This is a genomic window from Leclercia sp. S52 (assembly GCF_039727615.1).
Lineage (GTDB): Bacteria > Pseudomonadota > Gammaproteobacteria > Enterobacterales > Enterobacteriaceae > Enterobacter > Enterobacter adecarboxylatus_B.
Genome location: NZ_CP152474.1, coordinates 1,426,454 through 1,448,809 on the forward strand (window position 1 = coordinate 1,426,454; position 22,356 = coordinate 1,448,809).

20 protein-coding genes and 1 pseudogene are annotated in these 22,356 nt (G+C 60.0%); 5 read left to right on the forward strand and 16 right to left on the reverse strand.

Translation table 11 applies throughout. The features are described 5' to 3' along the window. Positions 1-105 precede the first annotated feature (105 nt). Positions 106-516 carry a YbhQ family protein gene (locus AAHB66_RS06785; RefSeq protein ID WP_347115617.1) on the forward strand — a complete coding sequence of 137 codons (411 nt, stop codon included), beginning with the start codon at positions 106-108 and terminating at the stop codon, positions 514-516. Here AAHB66_RS06785 and AAHB66_RS06790 read toward each other — a convergent pair. From AAHB66_RS06790 to cecR, 5 genes are all read right to left on the reverse strand, one after another. Beyond that, a complete protein-coding gene (locus AAHB66_RS06790) occupies positions 478-1,584 on the reverse strand; it encodes an ABC transporter permease (RefSeq protein WP_347115618.1) in 1,107 nt (368 codons plus the stop codon). The two genes, AAHB66_RS06785 and AAHB66_RS06790, sit on opposite strands and share 39 nt — an antisense overlap. 96 nt (positions 1,585-1,680) lie before the next feature. Continuing rightward, positions 1,681-2,814 (reverse strand): ABC transporter permease, encoded by a 1,134-nt coding sequence (locus tag AAHB66_RS06795; protein ID WP_347115619.1) that lies wholly within the window; start codon positions 2,812-2,814, stop codon positions 1,681-1,683. Then, positions 2,807-4,543, reverse strand: a complete 1,737-nt coding sequence (locus AAHB66_RS06800; protein WP_347115620.1) for an ATP-binding cassette domain-containing protein — start codon at positions 4,541-4,543, stop codon at positions 2,807-2,809. Before AAHB66_RS06800 ends, AAHB66_RS06795 begins: the two co-directional genes overlap by 8 nt. Continuing rightward, entirely contained in the window at positions 4,536-5,531 is a 996-nt protein-coding gene (hlyD, locus tag AAHB66_RS06805) for a secretion protein HlyD (protein WP_347115621.1), read from the reverse strand. The genes AAHB66_RS06800 and hlyD overlap by 8 nt, the downstream gene beginning before the upstream one ends. Then, the gene (gene cecR, locus AAHB66_RS06810) at positions 5,528-6,205 is read right to left on the reverse strand and encodes a transcriptional regulator CecR (protein ID WP_347115622.1); all 678 of its coding nucleotides are present in this window, start codon (positions 6,203-6,205) and stop codon (positions 5,528-5,530) included. Before cecR ends, hlyD begins: the two co-directional genes overlap by 4 nt. Before the next feature lie 246 nt (positions 6,206-6,451). Between cecR and rhlE the strand changes: the two genes are divergently transcribed. Then, on the forward strand, positions 6,452-7,816 hold the full coding sequence (gene rhlE, locus AAHB66_RS06815) for an ATP-dependent RNA helicase RhlE (protein ID WP_347115623.1): 1,365 nt from the start codon (positions 6,452-6,454) through the stop codon (positions 7,814-7,816). 95 nt (positions 7,817-7,911) lie between these two features. Beyond that, entirely contained in the window at positions 7,912-10,089 is a 2,178-nt protein-coding gene (gene dinG, locus AAHB66_RS06820) for an ATP-dependent DNA helicase DinG (RefSeq protein ID WP_347115624.1), read from the forward strand. Here dinG and AAHB66_RS06825 read toward each other — a convergent pair. The 6 genes from AAHB66_RS06825 to AAHB66_RS06850 are packed head-to-tail and all read right to left on the reverse strand — an operon-like array spanning position 10,076 to position 15,409. Beyond that, the gene (locus AAHB66_RS06825; RefSeq protein ID WP_347115625.1) at positions 10,076-10,576 is read right to left on the reverse strand and encodes a fimbrial protein; all 501 of its coding nucleotides are present in this window, start codon (positions 10,574-10,576) and stop codon (positions 10,076-10,078) included. The two genes, dinG and AAHB66_RS06825, sit on opposite strands and share 14 nt — an antisense overlap. Before the next feature lie 8 nt (positions 10,577-10,584). Then, a complete protein-coding gene (locus AAHB66_RS06830; RefSeq protein WP_347115626.1) occupies positions 10,585-11,574 on the reverse strand; it encodes a fimbrial protein in 990 nt (329 codons plus the stop codon). A gap of 16 nt (positions 11,575-11,590) precedes the next feature. Then, positions 11,591-12,265 carry a fimbria/pilus outer membrane usher protein gene (locus tag AAHB66_RS06835; protein WP_347115627.1) on the reverse strand — a complete coding sequence of 225 codons (675 nt, stop codon included), beginning with the start codon at positions 12,263-12,265 and terminating at the stop codon, positions 11,591-11,593. Further along, on the reverse strand, positions 12,165-14,132 hold the full coding sequence (locus AAHB66_RS06840; protein ID WP_347115628.1) for a fimbria/pilus outer membrane usher protein: 1,968 nt from the start codon (positions 14,130-14,132) through the stop codon (positions 12,165-12,167). The genes AAHB66_RS06835 and AAHB66_RS06840 overlap by 101 nt, the downstream gene beginning before the upstream one ends. Positions 14,133-14,139: 7 nt before the next feature. Continuing rightward, positions 14,140-14,814, reverse strand: coding sequence for a molecular chaperone (locus tag AAHB66_RS06845; RefSeq protein ID WP_347115629.1), 675 nt, complete (start codon positions 14,812-14,814; stop codon positions 14,140-14,142). Positions 14,815-14,872: 58 nt separating this feature from the next. Continuing rightward, positions 14,873-15,409 carry a fimbrial protein gene (locus AAHB66_RS06850; RefSeq protein ID WP_347115630.1) on the reverse strand — a complete coding sequence of 179 codons (537 nt, stop codon included), beginning with the start codon at positions 15,407-15,409 and terminating at the stop codon, positions 14,873-14,875. 279 nt (positions 15,410-15,688) lie between these two features. Between AAHB66_RS06850 and ybiB the strand changes: the two genes are divergently transcribed. Continuing rightward, positions 15,689-16,654, forward strand: coding sequence for a DNA-binding protein YbiB (ybiB, locus tag AAHB66_RS06855; RefSeq protein WP_347115632.1), 966 nt, complete (start codon positions 15,689-15,691; stop codon positions 16,652-16,654). 112 nt (positions 16,655-16,766) lie between these two features. Here ybiB and ybiJ read toward each other — a convergent pair whose 3' ends face one another. The 5 genes and pseudogenes from ybiJ to mcbA form a co-directional block, all read right to left on the reverse strand. After that, a complete protein-coding gene (ybiJ, locus tag AAHB66_RS06860) occupies positions 16,767-17,027 on the reverse strand; it encodes a DUF1471 family protein YbiJ (RefSeq protein ID WP_103178785.1) in 261 nt (86 codons plus the stop codon). Positions 17,028-17,313: 286 nt separating this feature from the next. After that, positions 17,314-17,580, reverse strand: a complete 267-nt coding sequence (locus tag AAHB66_RS06865) for a DksA/TraR family C4-type zinc finger protein (protein WP_337015918.1) — start codon at positions 17,578-17,580, stop codon at positions 17,314-17,316. A gap of 72 nt (positions 17,581-17,652) precedes the next feature. Further along, positions 17,653-18,330, reverse strand: a complete 678-nt coding sequence (gene ybiX, locus AAHB66_RS06870) for a PKHD-type hydroxylase YbiX (protein WP_347115633.1) — start codon at positions 18,328-18,330, stop codon at positions 17,653-17,655. A 41-nt stretch (positions 18,331-18,371) separates the two neighbouring features. Further along, positions 18,372-20,658, reverse strand: a pseudogene (locus AAHB66_RS06875) (catecholate siderophore receptor Fiu). Between the two features lie 273 nt (positions 20,659-20,931). Further along, positions 20,932-21,192: a DUF1471 family periplasmic protein McbA gene (mcbA, locus tag AAHB66_RS06880; protein WP_333850447.1), complete on the reverse strand. Its 261-nt coding sequence runs from the start codon at positions 21,190-21,192 to the stop codon at positions 20,932-20,934. Positions 21,193-21,433: 241 nt separating this feature from the next. Between mcbA and rlmF the strand changes: the two genes are divergently transcribed. Further along, the gene (gene rlmF, locus AAHB66_RS06885; RefSeq protein WP_347115634.1) at positions 21,434-22,348 is read left to right on the forward strand and encodes a 23S rRNA (adenine(1618)-N(6))-methyltransferase RlmF; all 915 of its coding nucleotides are present in this window, start codon (positions 21,434-21,436) and stop codon (positions 22,346-22,348) included. Positions 22,349-22,356: the final 8 nt, after the last annotated feature.

Sequence of the window (22,356 nt, forward strand, 5' to 3'; positions counted from 1 at the left end):
TGAAAATAAAGTGTAGTCGTCGTCACAAAAAGGTGCTGTGTTACGGAATTTTCCGTAAAGTGCGATAGTCTGAACAAGCAGAGTAAAATCCTTCAGGAGAGTGCCATGAAGTGGCAACAACGCATACGCGTCGCGACCGGCCTCAGTTGCTGGCAGATTATGTTGCATTTATTGGTGGTAGCCGTCCTGGTGATGGCCTGGATGAGCGGAACCCTGGTGCGGGTCGGCTTAGGTTTATGTGTGGTATACGGCGTCACCGTCCTGTTAATGCTCTTTTTACAGCGTCATCATGAAGAGCGCTGGCGCGAAGTGGCGGACGTGCTCGAAGAGCTGACCACCACCTGGTATTTTGGCGCGGCCGTCATTGTGCTATGGCTGTTGTCCCGCGTGCTGCAAAACAACTTTTTGCTGGCCGTCGCAGGCCTGGCGATCCTGGCAGGGCCTGCGGTCGTTTCACTGTTAACCAAAGACAAAAAGCTACGCGATATTGCGTCTAAACATCGCGTACGCCACTGAGCCCGTCACGGCCGCTATCACCAGTAGCGGCCACAAACTCCCCCACACAATATCCAGACTCGCATCCTTAAGATAGATCTGCTTGGTGATATCGGTGAAGTGCCGGATTGGGTTCACCCAGGTTAAGTTCTGCAGCCACACCGGCATATTCTCCACCGGCGAGACATAGCCCGAGAGCAAAATCGCCGGCATCATAAAGACAAACACCCCGATAAACGCCTGCTGCTGGGTTGAACACAGCGCCGAGATCAGCAGCCCAAACCCCACCAGCGACAACCCGTAAATCACCATCGTGAAGTAAAACAGCAATAGCGAACCGGCAAAGGGGATTTGATAGGCCCAGATGCCAATCGCCAGCACTATGCTGGCCTGGAAAGTGGCGACAATCAGCGCCGGAACCGCTTTGCCGACGAAGATCTGCCAGGTTGCCAGCGGGGAGACCAGCAGCTGATCCAGCGTGCCCTGTTCGCGCTCGCGAGCTACCGACAGCGAAGTGACAATCATCACCCCGATGGTGGTGATCATGGCGATCAGCGACGGCACCACGAACCATTTGTAGTCGAGGTTCGGGTTGTACCAGTTACGCACCACCAGCTCGCTGTTGTTCGGTTTCGGTTTGCCCTCCATCAGCTCCTGCTGATACTCCTTCACCACCTGCTGGAGGTAGTTGGCGGCAATCTGCGCGCTGTTGGAGTTACGCCCGTCGAGGATCAGCTGCATCGGGGCGGTTTGCAGGGTGTCGAGGTTGCGGGAAAAATCGGCCGGGAAGCGCACCAGCAGCAGCGCCTTTTGCGTGTCGATGGTCGGCTGAATCTCCTGCGGGCTGTTGAGGATCAGCACGTGGGTAAAGGCTTTGGCGCGGGCGAAGCGCTGGGTCAGCTCCACCGAATGTTTGCCGTTATCTTCGTTATAGACGGCGATGGTGGCGTTAGTCACCTCAAGCGTCGCCGCCCACGGGAACAGCAGCACCTGGATCAGCACCGGCAAAATCAGAATCGCCCGGGTCTGCGGCTCGCGCAGCAGGGACTGCAGCTCTTTGCGGATCAATGTCCATAAACGGTAAAGCATAGTGTCGTCCTCTTGTCGGGTGGCGCTTTCGCTTACCCGACCTACAAAATCAACGGGTCCCGTAGGCCCGGTAAGCGCAGCGCCACCGGGCGCAACCTAATTTAACCGCCGTTTGGTTTTCATCCACGTCAGCCCGATAAACATCACCGCCGAGGCAATCAAAAACAGCAGATTCACAATCAGCACCACCGGGATATTGCCCGCCAGGAACAGGCTTTGCAGGGTGCTGACGAAATAGCGCGCCGGGATGATGTAGGTCACCGCGCGGATCACCGCCGGCATACTGTCGATCTGGAAAATAAACCCGGACAGCATAATCGACGGCAAAAAGGCGGCATTCAGCGCCACCTGGGCGGCGTTAAACTGGTTGCGGGTGACGGTGGAGATCAACAGCCCCATCCCCAGAGTGCTGAGTAAAAACAGGCTGGTGATGATGAACAGCACCAGCAGCGAGCCGCGATAGGGCACGCCGAGAATAAACACGGACACCAGCATGCAGAGCAGCATCGCCAGCATCCCGAGGAAGTAGTAGGGGATCAGCTTGCACAGCAGCAGTTCCGTGCGCGTCACTTCGGTGGAGAGCAGCGCCTCCATGGTCCCGCGCTCCCACTCCCGGGCGATCACCAGCGAGGTGAGGATCGCGCCGATCACGGTCATGATAATGGTCACCGCGCCGGGGATAATAAAGTGCTGGCTGATGGCCGCCGGGTTAAACCAGTAGCGGGTCTGAACGTCGATCAGCGGCTCAAACTTTTCACCTCGATCTTCCGCCCGCTGCATCTGCCACAGCTGCCAGATCCCTTCGCTGTAGCCCTGGACAAAGTTGGCGGTATTCGGCTCGCTGCCGTCGGTGATCACCTGGATCGGGGCGGTGTCGTTCGGCCTTGCCATACGCTCAGCAAAATCCACCGGGATCACAATCAGCCCGCGAATGCGCCCGGCCTGCATCATCTGGATCAGCTGCTGGCGATCGTCGCTGATGGTGGCGTCGATATAGGGCGAGCCGGTCATAGCGTGGGTGAAGTCGAGCGCCTCTTCGCTGCGCTGCTCCAGCAGGATCCCGACCCGCAGCTTGCTGGAGTCGAGGTTAATTCCGTAGCCAAAGATAAACAGCAGCAGCAGGGGGATCACCACCGCAATCAGCCAGCTGCTCGGGTCGCGGACGATCTGCCGCGTCTCTTTGATGCACAGGGCGCGCACCCGGCGCCAGGAGAGAGCGGTATCAGACATGGCCATGCTCCTTATCCCAGTCGTTAATCAGCGAAATAAACGCCTGCTCCATGGTGGGGTCGGGCTGCTGCGCGTCCGCCACCTGCGCTTTGAGATCGTCCGGGGTGCCGTGGGCAATCAGCTTGCCGCGGTAGACCAGCCCGATGCGGTCGCAGTACTCCGCCTCGTCCATAAAGTGGGTGGTGACCATCACGGTGACCCCTTTTTCCACCATGCTGTTGATATGCAGCCAGAATTCGCGGCGGGTGAGAGGATCGACCCCGGAGGTCGGTTCATCGAGAAACAGAATATCCGGCTCGTGCATCAGGGAGCAGGCCAGCGCCAGCCGCTGTTTAAACCCGAGCGGCAGGTCGTCGGTGGCGTGGCTGGCGATGCTGCTCAGACCAAAAGCCTCGCTCATGCGGGCGATCTTCTCGTTCTGCGCCCGTCCGCGCAGGCCGTAGACCCCGGAGAAGAAGCGCAGATTCTGCTCCACCGTCAGGTTGCCGTAGAGGGAGAATTTTTGCGCCATATAGCCCAGATGCTGGCGCGCCTTGCCGGAGCTGACCTTTAAATCCATATCCAGCACCAGCGCCTTCCCGGCGGTGGGCACCAGCAGGCCGCACATCATTTTGAAGGTGGTGGATTTGCCCGCGCCGTTGGGGCCCAGCAGGCCGAAGATTTCGCCGCGTTTCACCGCAAAGTTCACATCATCGGTGGCGGCAAAATCGCCGAACTTTTTGGTCAGGGATTTGGCTTCGATCACCGTCTCGCCAGGGGTGCCCTCCACGGTATGCAGGATCGCCCCCAGCGGGGATTCGGCGGTCTCTGCGCCGCCGAGCAGATCGATAAAGGCATCTTCAAAGCGCGGGGCGGTCTCCTCGATGGCCAGATCCGGCAGATCCGCACTCTGGCGCAGGTCATCAATGCTGGCCTCTTTTTTGAGGATCACCCGCACCGATTTACCCTGGATCATGCCGTCGCTCACCTGGGGCAGCTTCAACACCCGCTGCAGCAGGCGGCGGTTGTTCTCATGGGGCGTGTGCAATAGCAGGCTGCGCCCGGTCATGCTTTGGGTCAGCTTAGTGGGATCGCCCTGATAGAGCAGCGCCCCTTCGTTCATCAGCAGCACGTCCCGGCACTGCTCCGCCTCGTCGAGGTACGAGGTGCTCCAGAGGATCAACATCCCGTCGCCCGCCAGCTCATGTACCATCTGCCACAGCTCGCGGCGGGAGATGGGATCCACCCCAACGCCGGGCTCGTCCAGCAGCAGCACCTTCGGTTCCCCGACCAGGGTGCAGGCCAGCCCCAGCTTCTGCTTCATGCCCCCGGAGAGCTTGCCCGCCAGCCGGTCGGTGAAGGGGCCCAGCGAGGTAAAGTCGAGCAGGCGCTGAAAGGTCTTCTGCCGCGTCTCGCCGGTGACGCTGCGCAGGTCGGCGTACAAGGTCAGGTTCTCCATCACGGTCAGATCTTCATACAGGCCGAACTTCTGCGGCATGTAGCCCAGCATGGCGTGCAGGGCGCGATCGTCGTTAATGGGATCCAGCCCCAGCACGCTGGCCGTGCCTTCATCGGGCTTCAGCAGCCCGGCCAGCATCCGCATCAGGGTGGTTTTGCCCGCGCCGTCCGGGCCAACCAGCCCGGTGACGTAGCCTTTCTGCAGCGTGCAGTCGAGCGGCGCAACGGCGGGCTTGTCCATTCCGGCAAAGCGCTTAACCAGGCCGGAGAGCTGGATCACCGCGTCACTCATGGGCTTGCCCGTTGTCGAAGCTGACGGTCACCGGCATCCCCTGACGCAGGGCGTCGTCGGCATCGTTGACGATAATGCGCAGGCGATAGACCAGATCGGTGCGCAGATCCGGGGTTTCGACGGTTTTCGGCGTGAATTCGGCGGTAGGGGAGACAAAGCCGATTTTCCCGTGATACGGCTTGTCGGGGCGGCCGTCGGTGTAAAGCAGCACCTCGCGTCCCGGTTTAGCCTCACCGAGGCTGGCTTCATTGACGTAGGCCCGCACCCACACCGGGCGGGTCAGGGAGAGGGTCAGCACCGTGCTGCCCGCGTTCAGCATGCTGCCGGGCTCGACGGCACGGGTCAGCAACGTACCGTTAGCCGGGGCCACCAGAGTGGTGTCGTGCAGATCCAGCTGCGCCTGGGCCAGCTGGGCCTGAGCCTGTTCGAGGCTGGCTTTGGCCTGAGCGATATCCTGCTCGCGGTTGCCGGAGCGGTACTGACGCAACTTATCCTGGGCTGATTTCAGCGTCGCCTGGGCCTGGTCGCGCGAGGAGCGGGCGTTCTCCAGGTCGTTGGCCGACACGGTGCGGCTTTTCCACAGCCCCTGCTGACGGTTATAGAAGTTCTGCGCATAGTCCGCGGCAGCCTGGGCCTGTTTGACGGCGGCAGCGGCCTGGGCCACCTCTTCATCACGGTAGCCCGCCTGCATCAGATCGTATTGCGCCTGCGCCACGGAGACGCCCGCCTGAGCCTGCAACAGGGCATTCTTGTAAGGAGCTTTATCCAGCTCGCCCAGCGTCTGCCCGGCGGCGATGGTATCCCCTTCGTCCACGGTTAACGACGCCAGCCGCCCGCCGACGCGAAAGCTCATATTGACGGTGCGGATATCGACGTTGCCGTACAGGGTCAGCGCTTTATCCTGCTGGCTCTGATACCACAGCCAGCCGCCGATCCCTGCGGCCAGCACAACGATCGCAGCCACGATAATGACGACCGATTTTTTCATAACTCCAGGCTCCTTTGCGTTAATCCCTGCAGGATCAAATCGACATGACAGGTGATGACCTGACTTATCTGCAGGGCTTTATCCTCATCAAATTCGGTCCAGCCGGTGCGTAACAAAATGGTTTCGCGCCCGAGACGAAAGGCGAGCACTTCGCCCAGCAGGGCATGGGTATGCAGGATGGTCTGCGTGTCGCTGGCGTCGCGGCCGGTATAGGCCGCCACCAGCCGGGTCAGGTGGGTATGCATCGGGGCGATAACCTGATCGTGCACCAGCTGGTAAGCGGCGGAAGGCGAGAGCTGCTCTCGCGAGATAAACTTGCTCAGGTTCAGCGTATCGTCATGGGTCAGAAGCTGAATCATGTTGTTGCAGGCGGTTAAAATCAGGCCGCGAATGGCGGCGCGATCCGGCGCGGGCTCATCCAGCAGGGCGGTAGCCGCCTCCACGTGCGGACGAAAATTCGTGCCGATGAAGTCGGCGATCCACTGGGCGCAGGCGAGGTAGAGATCCTCTTTCGAGCCAAAATAGTAGGTAATGGCGGCGATGTTCTGCCCCGCCTGGGCGGCGATATCGCGGGTGGTGGCATGCAGCCCGTATTCGCCAAACTGCGCCAGCGCGGCGGCAATCAGCTGGCTTTTGGCCTGTTCGCCTTTGGTGGTGGTCGGGATCGGATTCATAGTGTCATAGAAAATTAATCAATCGATTGATTAAGATTATGACTGTTTTTTGAGCTTGTCCAGTTTTGTTGCCGGGAACCGGCCTACGTAATAGCGTAAATCCGCCTTCTGGCGGGATATTTTATGCGCCATGTCACAAAAGCTGCTACACTCCGCTGCTTCGCGACACCGTGGTTTTTGTCCTTCTATTTGTCACTATCTCCCTGAAAACTACACCTGAAATGGTCGGGGCGGTTCGGAGTTGTTATGTCTTTTGATACCCTTGGCCTGAACCCGGAAATCCTGCGTGCTGTAGAAGAGCAGGGCTACCGCGAACCTACCCCGATTCAGCAGCAGGCCATTCCTGCCGTGCTGGCCGGCCGCGACCTGATGGCCAGCGCCCAGACCGGTACCGGTAAAACCGCCGGCTTTACCCTGCCGCTGCTGCAACGCCTGATTCAGAAAGAGCCGCACGCCAAAGGCCGTCGCCCGGTGCGCGCCCTGATCCTGACCCCGACCCGTGAACTCGCCGCCCAGGTGGGTGAGAACGTGCGTGAGTACAGCCGCTATCTCAACATCCGCTCGCTGGTGGTGTTCGGTGGGGTCAGCATTAACCCGCAGATGATGAAACTGCGCAGCGGCGTGGACGTGCTGGTCGCCACCCCGGGCCGTCTGCTCGATCTGGAACACCAGAACGCCGTCAAGCTCGACAGCGTGGAAATCCTGGTGCTCGACGAAGCCGACCGCATGCTCGACATGGGCTTCATCCACGATATTCGCCGCGTGCTGGCCAAACTGCCGGCGCGTCGCCAGAACCTGCTCTTCTCCGCGACTTTCTCTGACGAGATCAAAGGCCTGGCGGAAAAACTGCTGCACAACCCGCTGGAAGTGGAAGTGGCGCGTCGCAACACCGCCTCCGAGCAGGTGACCCAGAAATTCCATATGGTGGACAAAAAGCGTAAGCGCGAGCTGCTGTCGCAGATGATTGGCGAGGGCAACTGGCAGCAGGTGCTGGTCTTCACCCGCACCAAGCACGGCGCCAACCACCTGGCGGAACAGCTGAACAAAGACGGGATCCGCAGCGCGGCGATCCACGGCAACAAGAGCCAGGGCGCACGTACCCGCGCGCTGGCAGACTTTAAATCCGGCGATATCCGCGTGCTGGTGGCGACCGACATCGCCGCCCGCGGTCTGGACATCGAAGAGCTGCCGCACGTGGTCAACTACGAGCTGCCGAACGTCCCGGAAGACTATGTCCACCGTATCGGCCGTACCGGTCGCGCGGCGGCTACCGGCGAAGCGCTGTCGCTGGTCTGTGTCGATGAAATTAAGCTGCTGCGCGACATCGAGCGTCTGCTGAAGAAAGAGATCCCACGCATTGCTCTTGAGGGTTATGACGTCGATCCGTCCATCAAAGCCGAGCCAATCCAGAACGGTCGCCAGGGTGGCGGTCGTGGTCAGGGCGGTGGACGCGGGCAGGGCGGCGGCGGTCGTGGTCAGCAGCAGCCGCGCCGTAGCGAAGGCGGCGCGCCGAAAGCGGCCAGCAAGCCACCGCGCCGCGATGGTGAAGCGAAACCGGCAGGGGAAGGCCAGCGCCGACGCCGTCCGCGCAAGCCTGCCAGCGCACAGTAATCTGGAAGCCCGGTCGAAAAGCCGGGCTTTTCTTTTGCGGCCCGCTGAAGAAAGTGCCACAATAGTGGCTGTTTATACAGTGTTTCAGGTTCATCATGGCTTTAACCGCCGCGCTGAAAGCGCAAATTGCCGCCTGGTATAAGGCGCTACAAGAGCAGATCCCCGACTTTATCCCCCGCGCACCGCAACGGCAGATGATTGCCGATGTGGCAAAAACGCTGGCCGGTGACGAGGGCCGACATCTGGCAATTGAAGCCCCGACCGGGGTCGGTAAAACCCTCTCCTACCTGATCCCCGGCATCGCTATCGCCCGGGAAGAACAAAAGACGCTGGTGGTGAGTACCGCCAACGTGGCCCTGCAGGATCAGATCTACAGCAAAGACCTGCCCCTGCTGCGCAAGATTATCCCCGAGCTGCGCTTTACCGCCGCTTTCGGGCGCGGGCGCTACGTCTGCCCGCGTAACCTGGCGGCCCTTGCCAGCAGCGAACCGAGCCAGCAGGATCTGCTGGCGTTTCTTGATGACGAGCTGACCCCCAACAACAAGGCCGAGCAGGAGCAGTGCGCGAAGCTGAAGGTCGATCTCGATGGCTACAAGTGGGATGGCCTGCGCGATCACACCGATCAGGCCATCAGCGACGACCTGTGGCGCAGGCTCAGCACCGATAAAGCCAGCTGTCTGAACCGCAACTGCCACTACTACCGCGAATGCCCGTTCTTTGTCGCCCGCCGTGAAATTCAGGAGGCCGAAGTGGTGGTCGCCAACCACGCGCTGGTGATGGCGGCAATGGAGAGCGAATCGGTACTGCCGGACCCGAAACACCTGCTGCTGGTGCTGGATGAAGGTCATCACCTGCCGGACGTCGCCCGCGATGCGCTGGAGATGAGCGCCGAGATCACCGCCCCCTGGTTCCGCCTGCAACTGGATCTCTTCTGCAAGCTGGTCGCCACCTGCATGGATCAGTTCCGCCCGAAAACCATCCCGCCGCTGGCGGTCCCGGAGCGCCTCAGCGAGCACTGCGAAACCATCCACACCCATATCGCCTCGCTGAACAACATCCTTAACCTCTATCTCCCGCCAGGCCAGGAAGCCGAGCACCGCTTTGAGATGGGCGAGCTGCCGGATGAAATCATGTCCCTGTGCCGCGAGCTGGCCCAGCTTATCGAAAAGCTGCGCGGGCTGGCGGAGCTGTTTTTGAACGATCTCAGTGAAAAGACCGGTACCCATGACGTGGTGCGTGTCCACCGGGTGCTGCTGCAGATGAACCGCGCGCTGGGCATGTTTGAGGGGCAGAGCAAGCTCTGGCGGCTGGCGTCGATGGCCCAGGCCTCCGGTGCGCCGGTCACCAAGTGGGCGACGCGGGAAGTCAGAGAGGGGCAGGTGCATCTCTTCTTCCACTGCGCGGGCATTCGCGTCAGCGACCAGCTGGAGAAGCTGCTCTGGCGCAGCGTTCCGCATGTGGTGGTCACCTCCGCCACGCTGCGTTCGCTCAACAGCTTCTCGCGGTTGCAGGAGATGAGCGGCCTGAAGGAGAAAGCGGGCGATCGCTTTGTGGCTCTCGACTCGCCGTTCAACCACTGCGAGCAGGGCAAGCTGGTGATCCCGCGCATGCAGCATGAGCCGCTGATCGACAATGAAGAGAATCACCTTGCCGAGATGGCGGCCTACTTCCGCGAACAGCTCGAAAGCAAAAAGTATCCCGGCATGCTGGTGCTGTTCGCCAGCGCCCGGGCGATGAATCTATTTTTAACCTTCGTCACCGATCTGCGCCTGCTGTTGCTGGTGCAGGGGGATCAGCCCCGCTACCGGCTGGTGGAGCTGCACCGTAAACGTATTGAGGCCGGGGAGCGCAGCGTGCTGGTGGGGCTCCAGTCTTTTGCAGAAGGTCTGGATCTGAAGGGCGATTACCTGACCCAGGTGCATATCCACAAGATTGCCTTCCCGCCCATCGACAGCCCGGTGGTGCTCACCGAGGGCGAGTGGCTGAAAAGCCTCAACCGCTTCCCGTTTGAGGTGCAGAGCCTGCCGGCGGCATCGTTTAACCTGATCCAGCAGGTCGGGCGTCTGATCCGCAGCCACAGCTGCTGGGGTGAAGTGGTGATCTACGATAAGCGCCTGCTGACCAAAAACTACGGCAAGCGTCTGCTGAACGCGCTGCCGATCTTTCCCATCGAGCAGCCCGAGGTGCCCGAAGTAAAAAAACGCCCGGCTAAACCTGCCGCCGGGCGTAAAAAAAGCATCCATGCTAAGAGGCGCGGTCCTACTGGTAAGTGAAGGTAAACTGCACCACGCTTGAAAACTCGCCCGCGCTGACCGGGGTATGCGAGGCGTAATAGCGTGCCGCCATCGGGAAATCGGCAGTGTGGGTGACCGGGTCGATCACCGCATTGAAGCGCGATTCCGGGGCCAGAATGATCGAGTCGGTGCGGTCGGCCAGCTCCAGCGCCAGCCCTCGGGCGGTACCGGTGTTGGCGAACTTGAACGGGTGGAGCGTGTCGCGCTGCCCCTCCAGGTTGATCGTCGCCAGGGTCAGGCTTTGCGGGCAGTGCGAGATGGTGATGTCAAAATTCTTCCACACCCCGGTATCCCCCACCGCCTTAAAATCACTGGCCACTGCCTGGCCGAGATTGACCACCTTGTTCTGGCTGGTGCTGTCCACCTCGCAGGCGGTGTCGTAAATATTGCCTTTAATGCTGAGGAGCACGTCGGTGGCCGAGGCGGGAAGGCTGGCCAGCAGCACGAGCAGGGCTACATAGTTCATCGGGGTTCTCACTGGTATTCAATGTCGATGGTGGCAATGGTATTGGCACGCCCGGCGGTGGCCTGAGCGTCAACCTGGTAATACTGCACCTGGAAGGGCAGGTCGAACGGCTGGTTGGGAACGGTCCGATCGCCAAAGGGGATCGGGTAGTCGTAGCGCAGTTTCACCCCGCCGACCATCATTCGCACCCCGACGCCGGTGGCGCTGTCGCTGCCCGGGGTCAGGTTCAGCACGTCATCGCCGTCACCGAGCGAGGTGCTGCCATTGGCGCTGGTGACCCGGGCGGTCATGGTTACCGTGTCGGTACAGGTCGCCGTCAGGTTGAAGGTTTTCCAGTCGCTGGTGCTGCCGACGTGAGTAAAGAGGCTGACCGGGAAATCCCCCAGCGTAATCACCAGGCTTTTCGGATCCACCGAGCAGGTGGTGGCCTTCAGCGCCAGGCTGCCGCCGTAGCGCACGGCATTCAGCTGGCCGAGCTGCCGATCGGGGTAGACGCCCAGCGACCAGATGCCATTACGCACCGTCGTCGTCGTCTGCTTTCCGGTCGTGCTGGCGGTTTTGATCAGTTGCATCGTCAGGGGCACATTAAAGCTGCCGGAGCCGTCGCTGCTGACGTACCCCAGCGGCGTGCTTCGGCTGTCGCAGTGGGCGGCGCGGCCGCGCACCGGCTGGCCGGCGCTGTTCAGCAGTTCAATGCCCACCCCCTCGATACCGCTGCGGTAGACCCCCGGCATCCCCGGCACCTCTTCCCCTTCGCCCAGATGACAGGCGGTGATCGGCTTGCCGCTGTCGGCGGCATCGCAGTGGCCTTTCACCGTATGCGAGCGGGCGGAGCCCGGAATGGCATTGCCGACCCCGAGGGTGGCGGGCACCGCCAGCGTGCCCGGCGTGGCCGTCCAGGGCAGATCCGATGTAGTGCAGGCGGCTAAGGCCGGCGGCATAAACAGAAACAGGGCGGCAAACAGGGCCAGGACACAGCCGTAACGGAAGGGTTTCATCTTTTCCTCGACGCCGTCACGAGCACTGGGCGGTGACGCTAATCACCGGGTCAGCGGATCGGGACGGCAGTTGATAGTGGGCGGAGCAGTGCGCGTCTGCGCCTTTGCCCCAGCTGACGTTGACGCTGCCGCGGGCGTGCATTCCGGTCAGGTAGACCTGGCCACCATCGCCAACGATAAATTCGCCGCTGTCGTGGGCCGGGGCCGCAGTAGCGCCAAAGGGTACCGGACGACCGTCGGCGCGGGTGAGGGTCAGCAGGATCCGACTGCCGACCCGGGTATCAAAACGGGCACGCACAACCGCGCCCCGGGTAGGCGTAACCACTTTCGCCGCCTGGCCGACGTCGGCCCCCGCGGGCAGGCTTTCGGTATCCAGCGCCACGGTGTTGTGATGGTACGGCGTGACGTAAGGCACGATGGCATAGCCGCGAAAATCGGTTTTGACCCCGGTCTGGTTGTCGATTCCGGTCCCGCTGGCCCCTGGCGCCTCCACCAGTGCGACGGTGTCCCCCATCGGCTGGCCGAGGGTCACGCCGTGAGCGTGAACAATCATGCTCCCCTGCACGCCGAGGTTGAGCTGGCGCTGCTGGTTATCCTGAGAATAGCCCGCCGTCATTTCGCCGTAGGTGGCTTTGTAATCGCTGTTCAGGTTGGTGCTGTAGCCGGAGGCGTGGCTGTGACCCTGCTGCACCCCCCCAGCTGAGATTATTGTCTGCCAGCGCGGTGCCGTTGAGGCCGATGCTCTGGCTGGTGTCATGCTTGCTGTTGTTGAGGGTGTAATTAACCCAGGTATTGCTCAGCCAGCGATCCAGCGGGACCGAGACGTTGAAGCCGAAGGTCTGCTCGCTCTCCCGCTGGTTATCCTCGTCCTCATCCTGGACGTTTTTGCTCAGGCCATAGTTGATCCCGTAGCTGATGCCGTGCCAGCTGCCGTTATAGCCGACGCTCAGCGAGGTCATGCTCTGGTCGCTGTGCCAGTAATTCTCTTTTACCAGGCTTAACGTCAGCGAGCCCATGGTGTCGCCCAGGGATTGATCGACAGTGGCTTCCTGGCGGTTGCGGCGGCGATCCGCCGGGCTCCAGTCGTCGTTGCGGGTGTGGGAGTCCAGGACATCCGCCATGGTGTCAAACCCGGCGCTGTTGTAGCGATACCCGGCCACCGTAAAGTGGGTGCCGGTGGTGACGAAATCTTTGCTGTAGCGCACCCGCCAGGCGCGGCCACGGGAGGTTTTTTGCCCCTGCATCTGCGATTTCGCCGCGGTTATATCCACCGAAAACGCGCCCCAGTCACCGATATTTTTCCCGGTACCGAGCGCCAGGGCATCGTAATACTGGCTGGTCTGGATACCGCCGTAGGCGGTGATATCGTACGGCAGGCCGTAGATCCCGGAGCCCTGCAGGAACGGCGTTTTCTCCACGCTGTGGTCATAGCTGCGGTAGCGCCCGCCGGTCAGGCTATATTTGAACCGGCCTTCGCGCTGCAATACCGGCACCGAGGCGTAAGGCACCACGAAGTGCTGCTCGCTGCCGTCGGTCTCTTTGACGGTGACGTTCAGATCCCCGCTGCCGCCGGTGGGGTAGAGATCGTTAATTTCGAACGCGCCGGGGGCGACGTAGTTCTGATAGATCACGTAGCCGTTCTGGCGCACCACGACCTGAGCGTTGCTGTGTGCCACGCCGCGGATGCGCGGGGCAAAACCTTTCAGGCTGTCCGGCAGCATGTCGTCGTCCGAGGCGAGCTGCGCCCCGGTGAACGACAGGCTGTCAAACACGTCCGAGGGGGTGGAGCTTTGTCCGAGGGTGACGACGCTGCCCAGCGACAGGATGTTGCGCTGGGCATAGCTGTAGACCGAAGAGAAGTCGCGCTGCGTCGTGCTATCGTCCCGGGTCTGGCTCCAGGTGGAGTAGTTGCGCAGACGCCAGGCGCCGAGGTTCAGCCCCGGGCGCAGGTTCAGGTACTCATTGCGCTGGTGGCCGCCGTCTTCGCCCCGGCTGCGGCTATCCCCGGCGGAGTAGCTGTAGTTCAGCAGGAAGGCGTTGATCCCGTTATCCATCTCTTCCGGTGCCACGTAACCGTGGGGCACCGGAGTGATGGCCGCCTGGGGGATACTCAGCAGCAGCTGCTGCTGACCGGGGCGGAAGGTGGCGCTGGCGGCAGGGAGCCCAGAGAGATCGACACAGCCGTCATCCTTCGTGACGCTGAATTTATCGCTCTGGATACCCAGGCTCTTGAGGGTTTCAACCGAGAGGCAGGGTTGCAGGGTGGCCGGTCCGCTGGTCGACTGTTGCAGGCCAAAGGCGATCTTTCTGTTGGCCACTTTGTTGTTATTTACATAGACATCCACCTGATAGCTTCCCGGCGCGATGCCGGGGCCCTTCTCATACAGCGAGAGATCGGTTTTGCCCTGGCCGGGCGTATCGATATCCAGCAGCGCCGGGTTGAAATAATCCTCCGCCAGCACCTGCTGCACGCAAAAGCTCAGCGCCGCACAGCCCAGCGCAATCAGCAGGCTGCGTGCGGTTTTACGCGGCGCTTTGGTGGAGTAGTCCCAGGCCATGACGGGCTTATTGCACAGATGCAGACCAGGCGTGGCTCACCGCGCCATAGTCGTTGATGATTTTCCAGGAGACGGTGTTGCCGGAGATGCCGCCCGGCACGGCAAAGTGCGCGTCGGTGTCGGGGGCAACCCAGGTGACGTTGTTGACCTTTTTACCGCCCAGGGTGATGGACTGGAAGTTCATGTAAAACGGCGTCGGGTTGCTCACCACCAGGGTATTGCCCTGTTTATGCCAGCGAAGTTTATCGGCCACCTCGTCCGGCTTGCCGCTCATCCCTGTTGGGCGGTAGATCAGTTTGATCCGCGTTTTAATGGCGATCTGCAGGGTGTTGCTGCTCTCGTCGCGATTGGTGGACGGAATGGATTTGATATTCAGCCAGTAGAGCGATTCACGATCGGTCGGCAGATTGCCCCCGGTACGCACCACGCGCAGGACGTTATCCTGTTTGCCATCGAGGCGGAACAGCGGCGGAGTGATGAGAAACGGCGCTTTATCCCGCGCCATATCGGCGCTCTCCACCCAGGACTGCACCAGGTAGTCGAGGTTATCCGGGTTGGAAATCCCTAACGACGCTTCTTTTTTATCTCCCTGATAAATTAAACGGGTTCCTTCGATAATCACCCCGGCGTGAGCGGCGGTGGTCATTAATAGCAGGGAGGCGATGAAAACAGATTTACGCATGGCGGGACTCTGAATAAAGCTGACGGTGCCTGGCCGCAGTGGGCCAGGCGTCGCAGGATTAGTTGTACATGACGGTAAAGGTGGAGACCGCATTAGCCGGGCCGGCGGTGATGGTGCTGCCGGTCTGGATATAACGGGCGCCAAAGATCAGGTCGTTGGTGGTGGTACCGGACTGCAGCGTATAGCTGGTCGAGGCGGTATACAGGCTCAACGGGCTTTCGGTTTTATCCAGCAGCTGAATGCCGACGCCGGTCGCCGCACCGGTACCCGGCGTCACGGCCAGCACGTTGGTGTTTGCGCTGTCAGCAGAGCCGCCAAAGGTGATGGCCGCGCTGGTGATGGTTTCCGGGCAGTCTTTCAGCTGGATATCAAAACGGGTGGTCGAGGTGGTGGAGCCTGACCCGGTAAAGGCCGTTTGCGACACTTTGCCCAGCGAGACGTCCAGCGGGGTGCTGGTGCCATCGACCACCTGGCAGGCGGAGTCGATGATTTCGCCGGTGAAATTAACTTGCCCCTCGCCGCTGTTCGCAGCCCAGGCAGAAACAGAACAACATAATGCAGTGGCAATAAAGGTGCCGGAGACAATTTTACGCATAATAATTCCTGAGTGAATTCCGGTGGTAATAACATCCGTTGTGATTAATTTTTGAAAAAAGCGGGGCGACTTTTTATCGGGGGCTAATTTACGAAATTAATCGTTGATGGATAACTATTGACCGGGTCAATAGTGATTTCATTACAGGTTGAATTTTTATTTTTACTGTAATTACAAAGGGATGGTGTTATTACTGCCCGGCAGCGATAAGAGAAATGTCTGTCCGATGGCGCCTTATCAACGCTATAGTGTTAACAAGATGTCACAAGGAGAAACAACGTGGATTATCGCAAGATTATTAAAGAGGTCGGGCGCGGGAAAAACCACGCCCGCGACCTGGATCAGGAGACCGCCCGGGCGCTCTATACCGCGATGCTCAACGGCGAGGTGCCGGAGCTGGAGATGGGCGGCATTCTGATTGCCCTGCGCATTAAGGGTGAAGGCGAAGCCGAAATGCGCGGCTTCTATGAGGCGATGCAGGCGCAAACCCTGCGCCTGACGCCACCGGTGGCGAAGCCGATGCCGGTGGTGATCCCAAGCTATAACGGCGCGCGCAAGCAGGCCAACCTCACCCCGCTGCTGGCCATCCTGCTGCACAAGCTGGGGTTCCCGGTGGTGGTGCACGGCGTGAGCGAAGATCCCACCCGCGTGCTGACCGAAACCATTTTCACCCTGCTGGGCATCGAGCCGACCCGCCACGGCGGCCAGGCGCAGGCGAAGCTTGAGGGCCATCACCCGGTCTATATCCCGGTCAGCACCCTGTGTCCGCCGCTGGAAAAACAGCTCGCGATGCGCTGGCGGATGGGGGTGCGTAACAGCGCGCACACCCTGGCCAAGCTGGCGACGCCCTTTGCGGAAGACGCCGCGCTGCGCCTTTCCAGCGTCTCGCACCCGGAATATGTGACCCGCGTGGCCACCTTCTTTGGCGATATCGGCGGCCGGGGGCTGTTGATGCACGGCACCGAAGGGGAGGTGTACGCCAACCCGCAGCGCTGTCCGCAGCAGACCCTGATCGATCCCACGGCGGGCACCCGGGTAGTGCTGGAGCGCGGGGAAGAGAACAGCGACGTCTCCCTGCCGTCGGCCAAAGATCCGGAGACTACCGCCCGCTGGATAGAGAGCTGCCTGGCCGGGCGCGAAGCGGTGCCGCACTCCCTGAAACTACAGATGGCCTGCTGCCTGCTGGCTACCGGCCAGGTTGAGACGGTCGACGCCGGGCTGGCGCGGGTTAACCTGAGTTTTTAAATAAAAAAAGGCCCGTCCAGCGATGGACGGGCCAAACAAATAACAACAGGGTCAATGAGGGTTGGAGCATCTCGCCAGCGAACTGGCGAGCAGAGCAGAGATAAGGGTCAGGTTATTTGTAGATAACCGCAGTGCCGCTGAGTTTGTTGTTGGTGTTAGCGGAGGTAATGGTGTAACCGGTCGCGCCAGCCGCTTCAGCTTTCGCCGCCAGGCGAGCTTCCAGACCGTCCAGGGTGGTCGCGCCTTCTGCACTCACCACACCGATTTTATTCATGCTGTTTGCCTGCGCAGCGGTCACAGATTCCGCAGCGAAAGCACCGAAGGATAGGGTAGTCAGGGCAACAGCGGCAACAGCATATTTGATGGTTTTCATGGTTAGTATCTCGCAGGTTATTCTGTTAAGGGGACGTTGTTCCGTCGATGTGATAAGTATCACGCTTTTTTTGCGAGAGATAAAATCGAAGAGAATTGACGTCATCATTCGAAAAATTTGAATGACAAATAAGTTATTGAATATTAATAAATTCAGTGAATGAATTTACCTTTCTTGCCGTTGCGCTTTACAGAGGGAAGAGCGAGGGCACGTTTTGCCAAACCTGCGGCGAAAAATCGTGCGCAAAGAAGTAACCGCTTGCGTGGCGATGTGGCCGCCAGGCCAGTCATCGTAACTGGCTGTCTTTCGATCCCCTGCGATTATATCCTGCGTGTGATGCGTTATGTGAATCTTTCTCCTGCTGACAGGCGATGCACAGCCGCACGCCGGGCACCGCTTTACGCCGCGCTTCGGGGATTGGCTCCCCGCACTCTTCGCAGTTTTTCAGGCTTTCGCCCTGCGGGATCTCGCCCCGCGCCCGCGCCACCGCATCTTCAATGGTACTGTTGATCTGTTCATTAACGGCGTCATCATTCGCCCAACCGGAAGCCATAAACCCCTCCTGACAGGATATTGCGCTGTACAGTAACTATGGGGTGAAAAAACGCACAATCAAGGCGCAGGGCTAGATTTCAGACCATTCACGCAGCAGGTTATGGTAGAGATTGAGCAGGGAGAGCACTTCGTCGCTTTCGCCGTGACGGGCGCGCAGGGTCTGGATGTTGCGGTCCAGCTCGAACAGCATGCTGCGCTTTTTATCGTCGCGGATCATCGACTGGATCCACATAAAAGAGGCCACCCGCACGCCCGCCGTTACCGGGGTCACGCAGTGCAGGCTGCTCGAGGGATAGAGCACCAGATCCCCCGCCGGAAGCTTGACGCTGTGCTGGCCGTAGGTGTCGTTCACCACCAGTTCGCCGCCCTCGTAGCTGTCGGGATCGCTTAAGAAGAGGGTGGCGGAGAGATCGGTCCGCATCCAGCCGCTTTGCGGATGGCTGCGTACGGCGCCGTCAACGTGAAAGCCGTAGGTCTCCTGCTGCTGATAGCGGTTAAACAGCGGGCTGGAGATCTGGCGCGGCAGAGCGGCGGCAAAAAAGAGCGCGTGCTGATTCACCGCCTGCAACACCGCCGCCTGCAGGGAGGCGTACAGCGGGCTCTGAGTGTCGATCTGCTGGTTGTTTTTAACCTGTGCGCCCTGGTTGCCCACGGTCGCGCGGCCGTCGATCCACGGGGCCTGATCCAGCTGAGAGCGGAACTGCGCCACCTCGTCGGCGTTCAGCACGCCCGGAATGTGATACATCATAAAAGGTTCTCCGGAGGGTGGGGCCGAAGCCCCACGCGGGATCAGAAGTGCATGTTCGCCGTTAACATAAAGGTGCGCGGCTCGCCCGGATGGTAGCGGTAGCCACTCTTGTTGATGGACGCGACATAGTCTTCATCAAACAGGTTGTAGACGTTGAGCTGCATATCGAGGTTGCGGTTGACGCGATAGCCCAGTTTGGCATCGGCCACCCAGTAGCCTTCGGTGAAGGACGGGGTGCCGACCGCACCGTCAGAGCCACGATGCATGCTGCCGATATAGCGCGCGCCGGTCCCCACGGAGATGGCATCCGTGGCCTGGTACTGGCTCCACAGGGTAAAGGCATGTTCCGGGGTATACGGCAGGGAAGAGGTGCCGTCCTGGGCCACGTCGCTGCCGGTGCGCACGCTGGCGTGCTGCTGGGTATAACCGCCTATCACCTGCCAGTCCGGGGTGATGTTACCCGCCGCCGACAGCTCATAGCCTTCGATGCGTTTTTTACCGTACTGCGAGTAAGTACCGTCATCGTTCTGCTCGACTTCGTTTTCGATGTCGGTGCGGAAGATCGCTGCGGTCAGCAGGAGACGTTTATCCAGCACTTCCCACTTGGTCCCCAGCTCGCTGGTCTTGGCCTTCTGCGGTTTGAAGTCGGTGCGGTTGGCGCTGCTGCCGGTGCCGCCCTGGGCCAGGGCAAAGTTATTGCCCCCCCGGCGGCTGCTGGGAGATGGCGTAGTTGACGTACACATTGCCGTGCTCGGTCAGATGATAGAGCGCACCGGCTTTCCAGTTGACCAGGTTGCCCGAGGTGGCGGTATCCACGGTGGTGACCGGGGAGCCTTTCGGGGTGCCGGCCGGGCAGGCCACTGCGCCGCGACCCGTGCCGCCGCAGACGCTGGCGCTGTCATATTCGGTGTGATAGGTGTCGAGACGGATCCCGCCGTTCAGCTCGACATCACGGGTGACTTGCAGCGTATCGAAAGCGTAAATCCCGAAGGTGTCGGTCCGGCCGTTGGCGTTAGCGCCGCTGTTGTTCAGGCCGCCCAGGCTGACGTTGCTGCTCGGGTGATAGATATTCACCGGCGGCGGGGTGATGGCATCCACGCCGTAGTTGGTCTGGGTTTCGCGGGTGAACTCTACCCCGGTGCTGATATCGTGGCCGACGCTGCCGGTATAGAACTTAGTCGTCAGGTTGGTCTGGTTGGTCAGGATCTTGTTGCTGACATCTTTGGTGTTGGCGTTACGCGACCAGGTCCAGGTGTCGATATTGTTACGATCGGGCTGGGTGATGTTGGTCGCGCCACCCATCACGGCGGTCATCAGATAATCCTGTTTCACCCGCGACCAGCGCGTGGTGTTACGCAGGGTGGTGTTGTCGTTGAAGTCGTGCTCAAAGCGCATCGTGGCGGTGTCTGAGGTGGAGTCGTCGTAATCGGAATCGGTGCCGTAGAAGTTGCTGGTATCCACTTTACCAGAGTGATTCAGCGCCGCGGTGCCCGCCGATGGCGCAGAGTAGCCCGGCAGCCCGATGGTCGGAATGCCGCCATCCGGGGTATTGTGCTGGGTCACGTGCAGGTAGTTCAGATACAGACGGTTTTCCGTCCCCAGGCCAAAGGCGAGGGAAGGGGCCACCCCGTAGCGTTCGTTTTTAACGTTATCGCGCCCTTCGTCGTGGGTCTTTTCACCCATCAGGTTCAGACGAAACGCCGAGGTGTCGCCCATCACCTGGTTAATGTCGATCGTACCGCGACGCATGTACGCGCTGCCGATGCTGGCGGAGGCATCGATGCCCGAATCCAGACGCGGCTGTTTGCTGATCATATTGATGGAGCCGCTGGGGGCGCTACGTCCGTAGTCGCTGCCGGAAGGCCCTTTAATCACTTCGACCTGTTCGGTATTGAAAGTGTCGCGCGTGGTGGTGCTGATGTCGCGGATCCCATCAACGTAAATGCTGTTCGAGGTGTCCACGCCGCGCATGTACACCGCATCACCGGTGGTGGAGTTGCCGTTTTCACCGGCAAAGAAGGCCCCCACGCCCGGGACGTTTTTCAGGGCGTCGGTCAGGTTGGTGGTGCCCTGATCCTTGAGCACCTGCTCGGAGATCACGGTCATGGTGCGGGTGGTATCCGCTACCGGGCGGCTGAACTTCGCGTCGGCAGACTTTTGCGGCGCGTAGAGCGATGGCTGAGCCGCTTCCACCACCAGGGTGTCGTCAGACTTTTTATCGTTATTATCCGCCGCGATAGCACTTGCTACAGGGGAGAGACCAATACACAGCCCTGCAAAAAAGGTCAGCGAGCTGAAGCTGTTTGGAACGTTGCGATTTTTATCCATATTGTTTAGCGACTTATAATTTTTAGAATCGAGTTTCCATTACGATGTCAGGCAGGTCTGTGCCTTTTCCTGTGCCACGTGAATATCCGTAATGAACCTACAAATGATAATAATTGTGATAAACATTATCATTTGGCGTGAAGTTTTATCACTCTCGCCAACAAAATGAAATACGTAAATTTACATTGTCTGCTAAAAAACTTCACAAAGTGGAGTTTGGGCAAAAGATGAACTGCACCCCAGAGGATGCAGTGTGGAGTGCAGAGAGGGGAACTATTTGTAGATGGTGGCCGTACCAAACATATTGTCGTCGCCGCTGGCAGAGTTAACAACATAGCCTTTGGCGCCTTGTTCACGCGCTTTTTCAGCCAGTTTATCCTGCAGATCGTCGAGGTTTCTTGCACCCGAAACCTGCACGGTTCCGGCTGGCCTCAATTGACTGGTATCGCCGTTGGTGAGTGATTCAATCGACCATGCAGCAAACGACGCACCTGCCAGAGAAGCGGCAGCGAGCATTACCAGGTATTTTTTCATAATCACTTCCTCTGATTGACAACGGATGATGCACACTAAGTGTAGAACGGGTCAGAGTGTGATTTAGCGCAAAAAACTGATGATGATCTGCTTATTTTTTGAACGACATTATTTGACAATTTCATGACAAATCAGCGACATACAGGTGACTGATTTTTGGTGTTTTATTCTGCGGCGCAGAGAAATATTTACCGTTGCGTCCGCAACGGGTATCTTACGCCGCTGTTTACAGGAGAACGCCATGACACCCGAGAAGCCGGGGTTGCACCCACGCAACCGCCACCGCAGCCGTTACGATATGAATGCCTTATGCGAGAGCTGTCCGGCCCTGCGCGAATTTATCACCGCAACCCCGACGGGCGAGCCGACGGTGAACTTTGCCGATCCGCAGGCGGTGAAGACGCTGAACAAGGCGCTGCTTGCCCATTTCTACGGCGTGGCGCAGTGGGACATTCCGGACGGCTATCTCTGCCCGCCGGTACCTGGGCGTGCCGACTATATCCACCATCTCGCCGATCTGCTGGCGGAAGGCAATAACGGCGCGGTGCCTGCCCAGGCGACGATCCTGGACATTGGTACCGGCTCCAACCTGATTTATCCCCTGATTGGCGTGCATGAGTACGGCTGGCGCTTTACCGGCAGCGAAGTGGATCCGCAGGCTTTTGCCAACGCCACCGCCATCATTAACGGCAACCCTGGTATGGCCCGCGCCATTCGTCTGCGCCGTCAGAAAGAGGCTTCCGCCATTTTCGCCGGGGTGATCCATAAAAACGAACAGTACGATGCCACCCTGTGCAACCCGCCGTTCCATGATTCGGCGGAAACCGCCCGGGCGGGCAGCGAGCGTAAGCGCCGCAACCTCGGCCAGGCGGCCGATGCCGCGCTGAACTTTGGCGGCCAGCAGCAGGAGCTGTGGTGCGAAGGCGGTGAAGTGGCCTTTATCAAGAAGATGATTGCCGAAAGCGCCCAGTTCGCCCGTCAGGTGAAGTGGTTCACCACCCTGGTCTCGCGCAGCGAAAACCTGCCGCCGCTGTACCGCGCCCTGACGGACGTTGGCGCGGTGAAAGTGGTGAAAAAAGAGATGGCCCAGGGTCAGAAGCAGAGCCGCTTTATCGCCTGGACCTTTATGGATAACGACAAACGTCGCCAGCGCTGACAGGCCTT

Excerpts from the sequence above, each read along its gene's own strand:
- AAHB66_RS06830 (WP_347115626.1), bottom strand. The coding sequence starts at position 11,574 with ATGAAACCCTTCCGTTACGGCTGTGTCCTGGCCCTGTTTGCCGCCCTG.
- AAHB66_RS06840 (WP_347115628.1), bottom strand. The coding sequence starts at position 14,132 with ATGGCCTGGGACTACTCCACCAAAGCGCCGCGTAAAACCGCACGCAGC.
- mcbA (WP_333850447.1), bottom strand. The coding sequence starts at position 21,192 with ATGAAAAAATACCTGGTAATGCTCGCTGCCGCTTCTCTGGCAGGTGCG.
- AAHB66_RS06800 (WP_347115620.1), bottom strand. The coding sequence starts at position 4,543 with ATGAGTGACGCGGTGATCCAGCTCTCCGGCCTGGTTAAGCGCTTTGCC.
- AAHB66_RS06790 (WP_347115618.1), bottom strand. The coding sequence starts at position 1,584 with ATGCTTTACCGTTTATGGACATTGATCCGCAAAGAGCTGCAGTCCCTG.
- AAHB66_RS06825 (WP_347115625.1), bottom strand. The coding sequence starts at position 10,576 with ATGAACTATGTAGCCCTGCTCGTGCTGCTGGCCAGCCTTCCCGCCTCG.
- ybiJ (WP_103178785.1), bottom strand. The coding sequence starts at position 17,027 with ATGAAAACCATCAAATATGCTGTTGCCGCTGTTGCCCTGACTACCCTA.
- AAHB66_RS06785 (WP_347115617.1), top strand. The coding sequence starts at position 106 with ATGAAGTGGCAACAACGCATACGCGTCGCGACCGGCCTCAGTTGCTGG.
- rlmF (WP_347115634.1), top strand. The coding sequence starts at position 21,434 with ATGACACCCGAGAAGCCGGGGTTGCACCCACGCAACCGCCACCGCAGC.
- AAHB66_RS06795 (WP_347115619.1), bottom strand. The coding sequence starts at position 2,814 with ATGTCTGATACCGCTCTCTCCTGGCGCCGGGTGCGCGCCCTGTGCATC.
- AAHB66_RS06850 (WP_347115630.1), bottom strand. The coding sequence starts at position 15,409 with ATGCGTAAAATTGTCTCCGGCACCTTTATTGCCACTGCATTATGTTGT.
- AAHB66_RS06865 (WP_337015918.1), bottom strand. The coding sequence starts at position 17,580 with ATGGCTTCCGGTTGGGCGAATGATGACGCCGTTAATGAACAGATCAAC.
- cecR (WP_347115622.1), bottom strand. The coding sequence starts at position 6,205 with ATGAATCCGATCCCGACCACCACCAAAGGCGAACAGGCCAAAAGCCAG.
- dinG (WP_347115624.1), top strand. The coding sequence starts at position 7,912 with ATGGCTTTAACCGCCGCGCTGAAAGCGCAAATTGCCGCCTGGTATAAG.
- ybiX (WP_347115633.1), bottom strand. The coding sequence starts at position 18,330 with ATGATGTATCACATTCCGGGCGTGCTGAACGCCGACGAGGTGGCGCAG.
- hlyD (WP_347115621.1), bottom strand. The coding sequence starts at position 5,531 with ATGAAAAAATCGGTCGTCATTATCGTGGCTGCGATCGTTGTGCTGGCC.
- rhlE (WP_347115623.1), top strand. The coding sequence starts at position 6,452 with ATGTCTTTTGATACCCTTGGCCTGAACCCGGAAATCCTGCGTGCTGTA.
- AAHB66_RS06845 (WP_347115629.1), bottom strand. The coding sequence starts at position 14,814 with ATGCGTAAATCTGTTTTCATCGCCTCCCTGCTATTAATGACCACCGCC.